The sequence below is a fragment of the Gallaecimonas aegicerasi genome, assembly GCF_045291545.1.
In the GTDB taxonomy this organism is placed as follows: Bacteria; Pseudomonadota; Gammaproteobacteria; order Enterobacterales; family Gallaecimonadaceae; genus Gallaecimonas.
Map to the genome: position 1 here is coordinate 2022676 of NZ_CP149514.1, position 16003 is coordinate 2038678.

Annotated in this window: 11 protein-coding genes and 1 other RNA gene; 7 read left to right on the top strand and 5 right to left on the bottom strand. The window is 54.5% G+C overall.

The features are described from left to right. Positions 1 to 7 precede the first annotated feature (7 nt). Complete coding sequence (locus WDB70_RS09995; protein WP_406663899.1) at positions 8 to 3994, top strand: type I restriction endonuclease subunit R; 3987 nt, start codon at positions 8 to 10, stop codon at positions 3992 to 3994. Next, complete coding sequence (locus WDB70_RS10000; RefSeq protein ID WP_406663901.1) at positions 3994 to 4674, top strand: M48 family metallopeptidase; 681 nt, start codon at positions 3994 to 3996, stop codon at positions 4672 to 4674. The genes WDB70_RS09995 and WDB70_RS10000 overlap by 1 nt, the downstream gene beginning before the upstream one ends. A 570-nt stretch (positions 4675 to 5244) precedes the next feature. Here the strand turns inward: WDB70_RS10000 and ssrA are convergent. Beyond that, positions 5245 to 5604: a transfer-messenger RNA gene (gene ssrA, locus WDB70_RS10005) on the bottom strand. A 133-nt stretch (positions 5605 to 5737) separates the two neighbouring features. Here ssrA and WDB70_RS10010 point away from each other — a divergent pair. After that, positions 5738 to 6178, top strand: a complete 441-nt coding sequence (locus tag WDB70_RS10010; RefSeq protein WP_406663903.1) for a c-type cytochrome — start codon at positions 5738 to 5740, stop codon at positions 6176 to 6178. A gap of 111 nt (positions 6179 to 6289) precedes the next feature. Beyond that, positions 6290 to 8443 carry a TonB-dependent siderophore receptor gene (locus WDB70_RS10015; RefSeq protein WP_406663905.1) on the top strand — a complete coding sequence of 718 codons (2154 nt, stop codon included), beginning with the start codon at positions 6290 to 6292 and terminating at the stop codon, positions 8441 to 8443. A gap of 32 nt (positions 8444 to 8475) precedes the next feature. Here the strand turns inward: WDB70_RS10015 and WDB70_RS10020 are convergent, their stop codons facing one another. From WDB70_RS10020 to WDB70_RS10030, 3 genes are read right to left on the bottom strand one after another with little or no spacing between them, the layout of a single operon-like run. After that, a complete protein-coding gene (locus tag WDB70_RS10020; RefSeq protein ID WP_406663907.1) occupies positions 8476 to 9114 on the bottom strand; it encodes a cytochrome b/b6 domain-containing protein in 639 nt (212 codons plus the stop codon). Between the two features lie 3 nt (positions 9115 to 9117). Next, on the bottom strand, positions 9118 to 9639 hold the full coding sequence (locus WDB70_RS10025; RefSeq protein ID WP_406663909.1) for a response regulator transcription factor: 522 nt from the start codon (positions 9637 to 9639) through the stop codon (positions 9118 to 9120). After that, positions 9636 to 10751 (bottom strand): sensor histidine kinase, encoded by a 1116-nt coding sequence (locus WDB70_RS10030; RefSeq protein WP_406663911.1) that lies wholly within the window; start codon positions 10749 to 10751, stop codon positions 9636 to 9638. Before WDB70_RS10030 ends, WDB70_RS10025 begins: the two co-directional genes overlap by 4 nt. A 201-nt stretch (positions 10752 to 10952) precedes the next feature. Between WDB70_RS10030 and hpf the strand changes: the two genes are divergently transcribed. After that, on the top strand, positions 10953 to 11282 hold the full coding sequence (gene hpf, locus WDB70_RS10035; RefSeq protein WP_406663914.1) for a ribosome hibernation-promoting factor, HPF/YfiA family: 330 nt from the start codon (positions 10953 to 10955) through the stop codon (positions 11280 to 11282). On the opposite strand, the gene WDB70_RS10040 is transcribed toward hpf, so the two are convergent. After that, on the bottom strand, positions 11259 to 12989 hold the full coding sequence (locus tag WDB70_RS10040) for an EAL domain-containing protein (RefSeq protein WP_406663916.1): 1731 nt from the start codon (positions 12987 to 12989) through the stop codon (positions 11259 to 11261). The two genes, hpf and WDB70_RS10040, sit on opposite strands and share 24 nt — an antisense overlap. 119 nt (positions 12990 to 13108) lie before the next feature. Here WDB70_RS10040 and WDB70_RS10045 point away from each other — a divergent pair, with 119 nt between their 5' ends. Both WDB70_RS10045 and WDB70_RS10050 read left to right on the top strand, forming a co-directional pair. Next, positions 13109 to 15400 (top strand): penicillin acylase family protein, encoded by a 2292-nt coding sequence (locus tag WDB70_RS10045; protein WP_406663918.1) that lies wholly within the window; start codon positions 13109 to 13111, stop codon positions 15398 to 15400. A 220-nt stretch (positions 15401 to 15620) separates the two neighbouring features. After that, positions 15621 to 15986: a DUF6404 family protein gene (locus tag WDB70_RS10050; protein WP_406663920.1), complete on the top strand. Its 366-nt coding sequence runs from the start codon at positions 15621 to 15623 to the stop codon at positions 15984 to 15986. Positions 15987 to 16003: the final 17 nt, after the last annotated feature.

A 16003-nucleotide genomic window follows, 5' to 3' on the forward strand; every position in this document is an offset into this window, starting at 1 on the left:
TCAAACAATGTCAGAGTACCAATTGGTTGAAAAGCCGCTGCTAAACCAGCTTAAAAGCATGGGCTGGGAGGTGACGGATTTAGGGCAAGGTGTGCCTACCGACCCAACCACCAGCTTTCGCAGCTCTTTTCGTGAAGTCATCTTAAAAGACATTTTTAAAGCCGCAGTACATCGCATCAACACCACTGATGACGGTAAGCCCTGGGTGACAGATAACCAACTGGATGTCTTGCTCGATGATGCCACAGACTTTGGTACTCACAAATTACTGGCGGCTAATGAAGAGTTTATTGGCCGTCTCCACAAATGGCAGCTCGACCGCAATGAACTGACAGGCGAAGAAGATCCTGTTGTTCAGCTGATTGATTTTGATAACTGGGACAATAACACCTTCACCGCCATCAATCAGTTTCGCGTTGATACGCCTGGGTTGGGGAAAGAGCACATTCGCCCTGACATTGTTTTGTTCGTCAACGGCCTGCCGCTGGTGGTGATTGAGTGTAAAGAACAGTCACAGCATTGCTGTAACCCAATGGCAGCAGGCATTGACCAATTGCGCCGCTATGCAGACTTGCGCGAGCCTGAACACAGTAAACTGCGCGAAGGTGAACCTGCTCTGTTCTTTACCAACCAGTTGATGATCAGCACCTACGGTGATAATTGCAAAGTGGGCACCATCACATCGAATGAAGATTATTACTTCAACTGGAAAACCATCTACCCCGATACTGAGCCTTATATTGCACCAGAAATTGGCACCCATCGCAGCCAGGAAAAGCTCGTTCAAGGCATGCTCCACCCACAACGGCTGCTTGATATCACCCGTTGTTTTACCCTGTTTATGGATACTGACAACGGTCCACGTGTAAAGGTGATTTGCCGATACCAGCAATTTCGCGCGGTGCAGAAAATCATTGAGCGTATGGAGCAGGGCGAAACGGGCATTCAACGTTCAGGCGTGGTTTGGCATACCCAGGGAAGCGGAAAAAGCCTGACCATGGTGTTCTTGGTGCGTAAGCTTCGTCGCCATCCAGAGCTGAAAAGTTACAAGGTACTGATGGTCAACGACCGGAGTGACCTTGAAGAGCAACTGACCAATACCGCAGCGTTAATTGGGGATACGGTCGTTGAGATCAAGAGCACCAAGGATGCAAAGGAGAAGCTGGCGAACGACACCTCGAACACTAACATGGTGATGGTGCATAAGTTCCGAGAGCAAGACAGCAGCTTCCTGCCGGAATCCGTTCGTAAGCTGTTATCTAAGCATCTCGCAGAAGCAAAAGAAGCAGGTGACGTTGAACGCATTGAAGAGCTAGAAGCGGATTTTGATGCTGAAATCGTCATGCATCGACCTTTCGGCGTGATCAATGCCGGTGAAAAAGTATTGATCTTGGTGGATGAAGCGCACCGTACCCAACGAGGCGGAAAAGACCGTCCCAGCCTTTCAGACAACCTGTTTGATGCTTTCCCAAAATCAACTCGCGTGGCGTTCACGGGAACGCCGCTTATCGCTGACCACCACACTTATCCAACCTGGAAGCGTTTTGGCGTTAGCCAGGAAAAAGCCTATATCGATAAATACAAGCTTCAGGATGCCGTCGATGATGGTGCGACGTTAAAAATTCTCTACGAAGGTAAAACCGCTGACAGTGCGATTTACGATAAAGCGGGGTTTGATACCAAATTTGAAGATCTCTTTGCGGACAGAACAGAAGAAGAGCTAAGAGAGATCCGTAAAAAGTACGGTGCAGAAGGGGATATTCTTGAAGCAGAAAAGCGCATTGAAGCAATTGCTGAGGACCTAGTAAAACACTATATACGGAAGATTTTACCAGCAGGCTTTAAAGCTCAGGTGGTGTGCTCTTCCAAGCAAGCAGCGATTCATTACCAAACCTACATTGAAAAAGCGTTGGCGAAAGAAATTGGCTTATATAAAAAGCAGACAGAGCAATGTATCGATAAAGCCTGGCTTGAACGCCTTGAGTTATTGAAAACGGCGGTAGTGATTTCCAGTGATGACACCAATGAAGCCGCGTCTTTCACCTATGCCAGAAAGCAAGCCAAAGAGCTAAAAGCCGTCGAGAGCTTCAAAAAGAAGTTTGATCACAGCAAGCCAAATACCGGCGTCGCTTTCTTGATTGTCTGCGACATGCTGTTAACGGGCTTCGATGCGCCCATTGAACAGGTGATGTATCTCGATAAAAAGTTGCGAGAGCATAACTTGCTGCAAACCATTGCCCGTGTGAACCGCACTGCGAAAGAAAAGCAGCGTGGGTATATCGTCGATTATATTGGTCTGGCTCATCACCTGCGAGATGCACTGTCGATGTACTCACAAGATGATCAAGACGACATTCTGGAAAGCTTGCAAAACATTGATAGCGAAGTGCCGGTTTTGGAAAGCCGTTACCGCCGATTGCTTCAGCTGTTTACCGAGCTCAAGGTTCACAACATTGAAGCGTTTGTGAATCAGAAGCTTAGTGTCGATGAGCACTATCAAGTTCAGCTGCAAGCGATCGCAGTTTTAGAAGATCCTCGCCAGCGTGACAGTTTTAACGTGTTCTTGAAGAAGTTTCTTCAAAGCATGGACATCATTATGCCGAGCTCCTTGGCTGACTCATACAAAACCCCGATGTACCAGTTTGTGCATATGCAAGCGAAAGCGCGCCAGCGTTATCAAGATGACAGCATGAGCTTCCAAGGCGTGGGCGCAAAAATTCGTCACCTTGTGAACGAACATCTAATTAGCCTGGGTATTAACCCTAAAATTGAACCGATTGACCTTTTCAGTAATGCGTTTATGACACATATAGGTCAAGAGCCGGATTTACAAGCGCAAGCCAGTGAGATGGAACACGCCATTCGTAAGCACTGCAAAGTGAATGCGGATGATGACCCAGTATTTCACAAAAAAATGAGTGAGAAGCTGGATGACATAATCAAAAAGCACTCAGGCAACTGGGAACAAATGATCTTAGAACTGGGCGCTTTGCGAGATGAAATCGACGCGGGACGAGGCCCAAATGCTCAAATCGCCGATCCATTCTTCGATCTGATTGTCAGCATTGCATTCCCAAGTGACGAGCCTGTTAAAGAATTGAACAAGGTGAAGGCTTGTGTCGACGCCATCATGGAAGAGCTAGGCGAGAATATCAGCAGCCTGGATTTCTGGGAGCGTGAGGACTTAGTGTCTGAGTTGAGAGGACGCATAAAAAAACGCTTTATTCTCAGTAAAGTACCGCAATTGAAAGACGCACGTGAACAGCTAACGATTGAGGTGGTGGCTCTGGCGCGTAGACGGGAGCTTTTGATTCTGTCCGATCAGGCGTTGAACCACCGTATCGATGAAGTTATCGAAAAACTTCGTGCTATAGATCCTAAATCGTTGCAGAGACAAATCAGTGAGCAGCCAGATTTATCCATGCTGAAATATGATTTGGATGGCGTTGATTTGTATCTTGCCCATGAACTAGAGCAATATGAGAGCTTCTATGAGTTAGCGTTGATTAAGATCGCTACTGATATTAATTATGTAGAAAACGAAGAAGACCATTCAACACTGCCGTATGAGGTGCGAAAGCAGTTTAATTTGTTTGCAGATGATGTTCGCGAAGCCTTAGTCGATATTATCCTCACAATTCAATCAGGGCTCTCTTTCCCAGATTTAGAAGAAAGGCCGATTGTCGCTCTTAAAAGTACAGCTAGAGGGAGTTTTATTTACGATCTTGCTGTAGGAATAATGTCTTCTGGAGTCATTAGAGTTATAGAGCTGGCAGTCACGCAAGGACGACAACCAATAAAGAGTTTTCTATCTAGAGGAGAGCGGGTTGTGTCCGAGTTTCCAGCTTCAGTAGAGCGGAATCGAGCTGAACGAGGGCAAGATGAAGCGAAATATGGAATTACCCGAACGGAAGAGCAGTTGCTGGTAGATGAAGCGCTAAAGCAGCTTCGTGACTGCAATTCACCAAAGCAAGATAAGAAAAAATATCACTAATGCAATACAAAGATATCACATACAGCTTGAAACAGAGCAAGCGAAAGACCACCAGCATTTTTATCGAACGGGACGGGAGTGTTACTGTGCTTGCGCCTGAAAATTACGATATTGAAAAAGTAGAGAGCATCATTGAAGAAAAACGGAGCTGGATTTATCGCAATCTTGCTGAGTGGGAAGATCTTAACCGCACCAAAGTCGAGCGGGAGTTCGTTAGCGGTGAGGGCTTCCCCTACCTGGGCTGTAATTATCGCTTAAAGCTGGTGGACGAGCAGAAAGAAGATTTGGTCCTGAAAAATGGTTACTTCCTGATGCGCCGTGATAAAGCGGAATATGGTAGCGAGCTATTCAAACACTTCTATCGCACCAAAGGGCTATCTCGCATTAGTAAACGGGTAGAGCATTTCGCCCCAAAGCTAGGAGTGGATTATCGTGCAATCCGAGTCATGGAGCTTCAGCACCACTGGGCCTCGTGCTCACCAAAAGGCGACCTCAACTTTCATTGGCGTTGCCTGATGGCACCACTCGCAGTCCTGGATTACATCGTAGTGCATGAGCTTGCTCACCGCATTGAGCGAAATCATAGTGCTTCTTTTTGGAATTTGGTTGATAAAGTCATGCCGGACTATCAAAAACATGTTTCTTGGTTGAAGCATAATGGCGCAGGGATGTCTCTTTAGTTTATGTGGTGCGCTTAAATCCAGAAATATACCTCCGTTTTGAATTATCAATCCCTTTCTTACTAAGTGATTTCTATCTCACTCCGAGCCTAGGTCATATCTTGTATATATCCGAGGGATTTATTCGGCGCGTCCTTGCGCCTTACCCGCTCGCTACGCACGGAGCCAGCCTGCGGCTGTTCCAGTTTGTTCCCGGCAAACTGGTGGCTCGGGCCGTCACGATTTGTGTTAGCTGAGGCTTCCTAACGGAAGCCGAGCCGGGGGGATTTATTCGGCGCGTCCTTGCGCCTCACCCGCTCGCTGCGCTCGGGGCCAGCCTGCGGCTGTTCCAGTTTGTTCCCGGCAAACTGGTGACTCGGGCCATCACGATTTGTGTTAGCTGAGGCTTCCTAACGGAAGCCGAGCCGGGGGGATTTCACTCGCACCATCCCTGGTGCTCGCCCTGCGGGCAGCGCTACGCGCTGTGCTAATCGGCTATCCTGCCGATTGGTGAACCCGTGGGGTTCATTCACACCACCAATACCTTCAAACAAACAAAAAGGCCACCTTACGGTGGCCTTTTTGTTTGTTTGGTGGAGCCGGGGGGATTTGAACCCCCGTCCGTGAACCCTACATCCTCGGTACTACATGCTTAGTCGATCTTTTAGTTAACTACGTAGAACGCCGGTCGACAGGCTGTCAGGTAGCGAGCCTGATTGGTTTTAACGTCTTGGCTCCAGGCGAAGCCGCCACGCGATCCTGTCTGGTTTGACCTTCCTGATCCAAAGCCGACAGGCGGGCTAAGGGGGAAGGGCTCTCTACTGCTTATTAGGCAGCGAGTGCGTAGTTTTCGTCGTTTGCGACTATTAGTTTGCGGTTTTTTTACGAGGCCAACCGCACCTCGGCATGCACCTTGGGTTTCGTGATCCCCGTCGAATCCAAATCGGCCCCAAAGTAGAGTGGGAGTATAACAGAGCCCAGGCGCCGACTCCAAGCGCCAGCTGGCTAGCAAAGCAGCAGTTGATTGTGGCCGGAAGAGTGTTAAATTAACCAAAACACCACATTGTTTACATGGAGATAACCAATGAAATTACCGGCCCTGGCTCTACTGCTGGCACTGGCCCCGGCAGCACAGGCTTTTGATAACAAAGACGATGCCATTCACTACCGCCAGTCCGTGTTTACCCTGGTAGCGGCGCACTTTGGTGAAATGGGGGCCATGGTCAAGGGTAAAGCGCCCTTTGATGAAGCCACCTTCCTGTACCGGGCCAAGAGCCTGGCTGCGTTGTCTAAGATGCCGTTGGAAGGCTTCCTCTACCCCGGCTCAGACAAGGGTAAAACCAAGGCTAAAGAAGCCGTCTGGCAGAACATGGACGAGTTTAAAAAACACCTGACGCACTTTCAAAATGATGCGGCCAACCTGGAAAAGGCAGCCGAAACCGGGCAAATGGATGTGATCAAGCCGGCTTTTTTGACTACCGCCAAGAACTGCAAAGCCTGCCATAGCGACTTTAAAAACCGCTAATAGCAAGAGCCACCCAGACGGTGGCTCCCTTTTTAATACACATCCGTATTGATAATCGTTATCATTGCCATTATATTCTCAGTCCCCTGTTGCGATTGAGATGTAAAAACAATGCACTACCCTACTTTTGCTGTACTTCCCCTGGCCACCGCGGTGGCACTGGCGTTAACTCCCCAGGCAAAGGCTGCTGACAAAAACCAGGATGCCGAGCAGCACAGCCACGAGCAGCCAGAAAGGATCACCGTTACCGGCCACTACACCATTGGCAAGGTGATTGATACCGCCACCGGCCTGGGCCTGACGCTACAAGAAACGCCACAGTCGGTCAGTGTGATCACCAAAGACCGTATTCAGGATCAGCACTTAGATACCATTTTGGATGTGGTCAATGCTGCCGTGGGTGTGTCCAGCAGCCAAGTAGATAACGTGCGTAATACCTTTCAGTCACGCGGCTTTGAGATCAGTAACTATCAGGTAGACGGCGTGCCGCTGTCGTGGAGCCTGGCCGGTGACTCCGGTGAAACCATCATTGATACCGCTTTGTATGAGCGCATTGAATTTGTACGCGGCGCCACCGGCCTGCTCACCGGCGCCGGTAACCCGTCGGCCTCCATTAACCTGGTGCGCAAACACGCCACCTACAGTGACTTGCGCGGCTATGCCAGCGCCGGCATTGGCAGCTGGAACAACCGCCAGCTCACCGCCGATGTCAGTAATGGCCTGAATACCGATGGCTCGGTGCGGGGGCGGCTGGTGGCCAAGTATGATGAAGGCGATACCTTTACTGACAGCTACCACAACAAAACCACCGTACTGTACGGCGCCCTGGATGCCGATCTCAGTACCGACACCCTGCTGCAACTGGGCCTTAGCTACCAGAAAAACCAGCCCAAAGGGGTTTTCTGGGGCGGCCTGGCCAGTTTTTACAGTGACGGCAGCCCCAGCCATTTTGACCGCAGCAGCACCACCACCGCCGACTGGACCCGCTGGCAAACTATTAACAAAAGCGCTTTTGCCAACCTCATCCATACCTTCAGTAATGGCTGGCAATGGACCCTGAACCTTAACCAGATGAACTACAGCGCCGATACCAAGTTGCTGTACCTTTTTGGCACTGTTGACACCAGCACCGGCGCACTGAGCGCTTACCCTTACCGCTCTTCCGGCACCAGCAAGCAGGGCAGCATCAATATGCAACTGCAAGGGGATTACCGGCTCTTAGGCATGGACAACAGCTTTGTCACCGGCCTGCTGTACAGCAAGCAGAACGCCAAAGCCGATGCCTTTGCCGCCAGTGGCTACGACTTATTGTCCAGTGACATCAACCACTGGAGTGGCAGCAGTTACCCGGAGCCGGACTGGGCCAGCAGCGGCACCGTTGCCCAGGACCAAACCACCACGCAAAAAGGCCTTTATGCAGCCAGCCGCCTGAACCTGACTGAGCGCTTTAAGGTGATTGTCGGCGGCCGGGTATCCAACTGGCGCCGTGACGGTGTCAGCTACGGCACCACTCTGGACTTTGGCGACAGCGGCGTTTTTGTGCCCTATGCCGGCGCCCTTTATGACCTGAACGCGCACCACCGGCTCTACGCCAGCTATACCGAGATCTTCCAGCCGCAGAACTATCAGGACCGTGACGGCAACTTTCTGGACCCGCTCAAAGGCAAAGCCAGCGAAATTGGCGTAAAAAGCCGCTTCTTGCACGACCGCTTGCACACCTCGGTCGCCCTGTTTGATATCCAACAGGACAATCTGGCCCAAACCGACCCTGGTTACACCGTGCCGGGGTCTATCAATCAGGCTTACCTGGCAGCGCAAGGTACTGAAAGTAAAGGATTTGAAGTGGAAGTAGTAGGGCAACCGGTAGATGGCTGGAACATCAACGCCGGCTATACCCAGTACCTGGCCAAAGACGCCGCCGGGGTGGCCGTGAATACCGACCAACCGACGCGCCAGTTTAAGCTGTTTAGCACCTATAACTTCAGCGCTTTGCCGCAACTGACTGTCGGTGGCGGTGTTAACTGGCAAGACCGCATCTACTACAACGGCACTAACCCGGTCACCGGCGCCAGCTACCAGCTCAAGCAAGGCGCTTATGCGCTGGTCAGCCTGATGGGCCGTTACGCCCTGACGCCGCAGTTGTCATTGCAGCTGAACGTCAACAACCTGCTGGATAAAACCTATTACAGCCAGGTGAGCTTTTTCAGCCAGTACCTGTACGGTAAACCCCGCAATGCCCAGCTAACCCTCAGCTACCGTTTTTAAGCCATAAAAAACGGCCCTTTGAGGCCGTTTTTTTAAAGCTGGCTACCCCACCACAGGTAGAGCCCGCCCCACAGCAAGGCAAAAACCAGCCACACCTGCCACAGCGGTTTCATCACCGGGGCGGTAGCATTGAGCGGTTTGCGGCCGGTGAACATCGCTGGCACCAGCTTTTCGCCTTTAAAGCTGTGCCAGGCTACCGCCAGCAGGTGCAGTGCAATCAGCGCCAGCAGCAGGTTGAAGTTCAGGTGGTGCAGCCGGGTCAGGCTGTCCGATACCGCCTCGCTGACGGTGCTGTACAGCGGCCCTTCGGTGAAGATCTGATCACTGGCAAAAAGCCCGGTAGCCATTTGCCCGGCCAGCACCAGCAACATCAGCAGTACCATCACCGCCCCCAGCGGATTGTGGCCCAGCATCGGTTGTGGTTTTCCCGTCAACATGCTCCGGGCAAACGCCAGTATCGCTTTCGGACCTTTGACAAAAGCACTGAAGCGGGCACTTTCTGAGCCAAAAAAGCCCCAGTACAACCGCGCCCCCCACAGCGCCATCAGGGTCATGGCCAGCCACTGGTGCCAAACCATCTCGCCTTGTTCGGCGCTCCACCAGCAACCGCCGATCAGCGCCACCTGCGCCCAATGGTAACTGCGGATAAAACCGTCCCAGACTTTGGTCATCTGTCAGTCTCCTTTTACCGGCTTTTTTGCCAGTTTGCGTTGCAGGGTGCGCCGGTGCATACCCAGCACCCGCGCCGTAGCGGAAATATTACCGTCGTGCTCAGCCAGCACTTTTTGAATGTGTTCCCACTCCAGCCGTGCCGGGGGCAGCGGTTTGAGCATGGCCGGGTCGTTATCTTCGCCGTTGATGGCCGCCAGCAAAGAAGCCATGTCCAGTGGCTTAGGCAGGTAATCATCGGCGCCTGCCTTCACCGCGGCAACCGCCGTGGCAATGGCGGCATAGCCGGTTACCACCAGAATACGCGTTGTTGGCAGTGCTGTGCGGAGCGGTTCAATCAGCGGCAAGCTGGTGCTGTCGCCCACTTTCATGTCCAGCAGCACCACCGCAGGTTTTAAGGCCATGGCATTGGCCAATAACTGCGCGGTGTCACTTACATGTGTCACTACAAAGCCTTTACTGCCAAGAATACGCGACAGCGTTGCGGCCAGTGGCAAGTCATCTTCAAGCAACAGCAGCGATGTCATCCTTTTTGTAACCCCACTTCCAGTTGTCCGTCTCGTACCCGTAAAAAGCCCCCTAGCCGCTCCAGGCTGGCATGGGCCAGAAACAGCCCCAACCCTGGGCCGTCATGGCGGTCAGAAGGGAGCGGCTGGCCCAGCCGGCGCGCCAGTTCCGGGCCAAGCCCGGGGCCACCGTCGTCAATACGCAGCAACCAGTGGCTGCCGCCATCTGCGCAGCTCAGATGAATTTGCTGGCTGACCTGGGCGGCGTTATCCAAGAGGTTTAAAAGCGCTGGCACCAGCGTCGCGTCACTATTGACCTGCTGCTGTGCCAGGGCTGGTGCTGTTACCACCGTGGCCGGGTGCAACATACGAAAGCGCGCTAACAAGTCATCCATGATGGCCGCCAACGCCATGGCTTCCGCCGGTTGCGGCTCGGCGGCCTGGCGAATGGCCAGCACCTGGCCGGCACTTTGTTGCAAGGCCCGGCGCAGCTCCTGTAACCGTGGGTCGGCATTGTCTTCTGCCAATTCATCGGCCGTCAGTTGCGCCACCGACAACGGCGTGGCCAGCTGGTGCGCCGCCAGCGCCGCCTGAGCCGCTACCGCCACCACCTGCTCGGAGCGCAGTTGCTGTTCACGCAGGGTATGCAGGGCTTCGTCCTGCTTGCTCATGACCCGCCGCAAGCGGCCGGCAAACAGCAGCAGGATCAGCACCGTCATCATAGCGTTGGCCCACATGCCCCAGTAGTGGTCGCGGCCATGCCAGCCGTGATCCAGCGGCAGTAGCATCAGCAGGCTGTAGCCAATCACGGCGGTCAATGCCACCCGCAGGGCCTGGCGCTCCTGCTGCGCCAGTAAGGCAATCACCACCGGTAACAAATACAAACTGACAAAGGGGTTAGCCCGGCCACCCGACAGGGCAAACAGCGCGGTGAGTAGCAGCATGTCGAGCATCAGCAGCAGCCAATAACGCTGCTGCTTGGCGGTGGCCAGCAAAAACAGCCCCTGCAAGGCCCAGAACAGTGATAAGTGCAGCAGGTTGTAAGGTAGCCCGGCTACGGTCAGCCACAGCAACATGGCGCCGGCGGCCAGCCAGAGGATCAGGCGAAAAACATGAATGTGGGTTTGCTGCACGGGGGTGAAATCCTCTCAACTATGCTCTGCTTATGTTGCCCAAACAAGCCCCCAAAGACCACTTTTGATGCGCCAATCACGGTTCGGTTTGCGCGATATCAAGCTCAGGAAAAAAGTGACAAAGATCACATGACAGCCTGGAACAAAAGGCGTAGCGTGAAAGTCGAACAGAGTGAATACAACGCGTAACGGAGGTCTGTAATGCGTATCGACATCACCAGCCGTACCCAACCTGTCACCGCTGCCCTGCAACAACGTATCGAACAACAACTGGGAAAACTGGAACGTTTTGACGTAGACCTTATTCACCCGAAAGTGGTGATAGACCGCGACGGCAATGCCGTAGTGATGGAAGCCACCATTGGCCTGCCCCATGGAGAGCTGGTGGCCAAAGCCCGCCATAATGACGGCTACGTAGCGCTGTCTGACATGGTGCAAAAGCTGCAACGGCAGATGAAAACCTACCTGCACAAACCGCAGGCCCAGCGTGGCCAGAAGCCGATTGTCTCAGGAGCCCTCGACGCCGTCTGAGATAGCCTCTTCTTCCTGCTGATGCTGCAATTCCAGCGGCAATAAATCGAGACGCGAGGGGCGACCAATCAGGTTGCCCTGAGCGTAGTCCAGGCCAATGCGGCGGATATATTCCAGTAGCTGTGGCTTGTCGACAAACTCCGCCACCACCGGCAACCCCAAGACCCGACAAACCGACACAATGCCACGAACAATGGTGCGATCACGGCGGCTGCTGAGCAGATCCTGCACCAGACCACCGTCAATCTTGACGTAATCCACCGGCAACACCTGCAAGTAGCGGAACGAAGAAAAGCCACTACCGAAGTCATCCAGGGCAAAGCGAACCCCGGCTTCTTGCAACGTCGCCATAAAGCGTTTGGCTTCACGCAGGTTATGAATAGCCACCGATTCGGTGATCTCAATACACAGCATGCGCGGTGGCACGCCGGCGTCACGCAGCCAGCGGCGGATCAGCAAGGCAAAGCGGCTGTCAGACAGGCTTTCACCACTGAGGTTGACCGCCAGAATGAGCTGGTCATGCAGTTCCGGGTGGCGGCTCAGCCAGCGGATCACTGACTTGATCACCCAGCGGTCAAGCCGCGAGGTGAGCTGGAAATATTCGGTAGCCCCCAAAAAACGGCCCGGGCTGACCAGCTCGCCATGTTCACCCAGCATCCGTACCAGTACCTCAACCCGCATCGGCCCGGTGTGGGGTTTCAATGCTTTGAGTGGCTGGAAATAGAGCTGGAAACCGTCATTGTGGATGGCTTCACTGACCTTTTGCGCCCAATGGGACGCCTGATGCCGCTCCAGTAGCAGCGGATGGTCGGCACTAAAGCGCACCCAGGGTAAATCTGACGGCAGATGGCAGGCCAGATCGGCGCGGCGCAGCCATTCCCAGGCACTCAGGTCGCTGTCACAATCGCTCACCCCGGCCTTGATAGTGATCGGCAAGCCCTCATGGCCAGCCAGGTTAATAGCGTCATGTAACACCCGGATCAGCGCTTCCAGGCGCGGCTGCCATTTATCGTCATCGCCATTGAGCAGTAACCAGAAGGTGTCGCCATCCGGGCGGGCAGCAAACTCACCATGGTGCAGAGCCCCTTTGATACTGTCGCCCAAAGCCCGGAGCAGCGCATCACCGGCTTCCAGGCCCAGGTTGTCATTAACCAGCCGAAAGCGGCTCAGATTCAGTTGCGCCAGAACCTTGGCACTACAATCCTGCTCGGCCAGGCGCAAAATAAAGCCTTCACGATTATGCAGGCCGGTAACGCCATCGAGGCGCAACTGCTGGCGCATCCGGGCCAGGGCTTTTTCCCGGATCACTTGCAGCCATAACTTGCCGTCGCGGCGGTAACCTACCAGCCGAAAGCCGGGAACCCGCTGATCGAAATAAGCGGATTTACCGTCCCGCCAGCTACGCAGTGCCGATAACGGCCAGTCCAGTTTCAGAGCCGTGACATGGCGGCCGGTTACCGTGGTGCTGTTTTCAAAAAGAGCATTTAAGGAAGGGCTGACGAAAGAAATGTCCAGTTCAGAGGTAAGGCAGATTAGGCCGGTCTCGGCCTGCTCGTGGAGTTGATTCTGTACTCGCTGCCAGAGCGCCTGGCTATCCAGCTGTTGCTGGCTGCTGAGGGCATGGCGACGTGCCCGCAACCACAGTACTACCAGTATCAGTGCCAGGGCACCCAGCCCGGCAACAAGCCACCAAAGTGGCAACATCATCACACCCTCCAACGACGGCTAAGGCCGCAAGGATCATTCTTCTGGCCAGAACTTTGGCCTTTTCGTATCGTTATGTGAGGTATTGTGAAGAACTGGCTGAAAACGGCAAGGAAAATATCGTGAAATGGCGGCTTAGCGCACTTTTTATTGTACTGGTTTTACTGGCTCCTGTAGCCGTGCTGTATAGCGGTACTGCCAAATTGGAAGGCAACACTCAGCTCAAGGGCCTTAACAAGGCCGTAGTTGTTGATCGTGACAACCGTGGCGTACCCCGTATCAAGGCGGATAATAACCTCGACTTGGCACGGGCACTGGGTTACCTGCATGCCCAGGAGCGGTTTTTTCAGATGGACTTGCTGCGCCGCTCCGCTGCCGGAGAACTGGCGGAACTGGTCGGTGACAAAGCCCTGCCCTATGACCGCAACATTCGCCGCCACCGTTTTCGCGCCCGGGCGGAAGCGGCGCTGGCCAGTATGAACGCCGAAGACAGCGCCATTTTGCAGGCCTACACCCAGGGCGTGAATGCCGGCCTCAAAGCCTTGCATAGCCGCCCCTGGGAATATTGGCTGTTGCGTCAGCAACCCCGCCCCTGGCAACCGGCGGATTCATTGCTGGTGATCGACGCTATGTATCTGGATCTGCAAGGCGATATCGGCCAGCGGGAATGGAGCCTGGCAGCCTTGGCCCAGCGCCTGAGTCCGGCTCAGCAACAGTTCTGGTTCCCCTTCGGGGGCAGCCTGGATGCGGCCCTGGACGATACCTTCCCAACGCCACAACAGCCGCCAGCGCAGCCGCTGCCAAACCTCGATATCGCCAGCCAGCCGGCGCCACCACTGAACCCCGGCTCCAATGCCTGGGCCGTGGCGGGCCGCTTTACCCAGGACGGCGCCGCCATGCTGGCCTCCGACATGCACTTAACCCTGCGGGTACCCAATATCTGGTATCGCGCCGCGGCCCGTATCAAGGAACATTTCTGGGTTGGCCTGACGCTACCCGGTGCACCGGCGCTGGTGGTGGGCAGTAATGGCCATATCGCCTGGGGCTTTACCAACAGCTATGGTGATTTTTCCGATCTGGCGGTGATCACCCCGGTCGGCAAAGACCGCTACCAAACCCCTCAAGGGCCGCAACCCTACCAGATCCATAAAGAAGTCATTCGCTCGGCCAGTGGCCACAGTGAAACCCTGACCATCAAAGACACACGCTGGGGGCCGATAATGGGCACCCTGCCCGACGGCCGCCCCTACGCCCAGTTATGGGAAGCCCACCGCCCGGACGCCGTGAATATGCGGCTAAGAAAACTGGTGGACTGCCCGGATGTCAGCTGCGCCCTGACCCTGGCGCCAACCTTGGGTATTCCCACCCAAAACATGGTGGTGGTGGATACCCGTGGCAACATCGCCTGGACCTTGGCCGGCCCCATTCCCGAACGCCTGGGTTATGAAGGTCTAGCCCCGGTTGATTTGAGTAATGGTGAACATGTTTGGCATGACCGCTTGCCCGCCAGCGCCTACCCACGGCGCATTAACCCCACCGGCGGCCGGATCTGGAGTGCTAACCAGCGCATGCTCGGTGGCGCCGAACTGGATCGCATCGGCGATGGTGGCTACGCCCTGGGAGAACGGGCTGGGCGCATCCGCGATGTGCTGCGCAGTAAAGACCGCTGGCAGGAAAAAGGCTTTTTTGCCCTGCAGATGGACAACCGCGTACCTCTTTATGATTTCTGGCAACAACAGTTGTTACAGGCCCTAAAAGGCCTGCCGCCATCACCGGAAATGGTCAAGGCCACGCGTCTGGTCGCTAATTGGGATGGTCAGGCTGACGCCGCCTCGCAAGGTTTCTGGCTGATAGAGCAATACCGCCAGCAACTGCTGAGCCATTTGTTTGCACCTTTTTATGCACTGCAAAAAACACTGCCCGGCTTTCGCGTTCATGGTATTTCCAGCCAATGGGAATACCCGCTGCGCACCCTGGTTACCAGCCAGCCGGCAGCTTATCTGCCAACCGGCTTTGAAAGCTGGTCGGCGCTACTGCAAGAAACAGCAGCCCGCTTGGTAGCAGACACCGCGCGTGCCGATTGGCCAAGCTGGGGGCAGCAGCATCTGAGCCACATTCGCCACCCACTGTCTGCCGCCCTGCCCGATTGGCTGGGCAAGCTGATTGATGCGCCGGTGGTGCCGCAATCAGGTAATGCCTTTGCCGTGCACGTTACCGGTACCGCCTTTGGCGCCTCCGAGCGGCTGGTAGTCACTCCCGGCCAGGAAGACCGGGGCATTTTAGTAATGCCGGGTGGTCAGAGTGACAATCCACTCAGCCCCTATTACCTGGACGGCCAGAGCGACTGGCAACAAGGTAAACCGGAGCCGCTGATGCCCCAGGAAAGCCGCTGGCAGCTGACCCTGACACCCTAACCGGCACCTGTTACCTGCGCGGCTGGCGCAGGTAACAAAGGGTTATCGCCAACACTCAGCGGCGTGCCGTTGGTGTACTGAGCACTACCGTTCGTATCGGGATGGGCAGCACGTTAACCGCAAGGAAAATGGCGGCACTTACCGCCTGCCGGCGGCGTAGCTGGACGCATCTTTGCCCTTGCCTTAGCATGACCGGCAACGCTTTATTGAAATAACCACCATGACCTACGAAGAAAAATACCAAGCGGCACTGGCTGAACTGGCCGCCGCCGGCTTCAAGCCCAAGCAAACTCACCCGCCATTGCTGCGTTTATTGCACCGTTTGGGCATGAAAACGCGACCACCGCTTTACAACAGTTTTTGGCAGAACACCGTGCTGCTGGGCGGTTATTTCGGCTTGTTGTGGGGCATTTTGATGTACGCGCTGATCTGGCGTAGTAACGGCGTTGGCCTGCTCGGCGCCATTATGGCCAGCCTGCTGGCAGGGCTGTTATTTGGCATGGCCATGGCCGGGTTCTACCGCTATAGCGCCAAAAAGCGCGGCCTGACACCCTGGCAGGCGTTAGGCAAAAAAGACCAACAATAAAAAAGCCCCGCAACAGC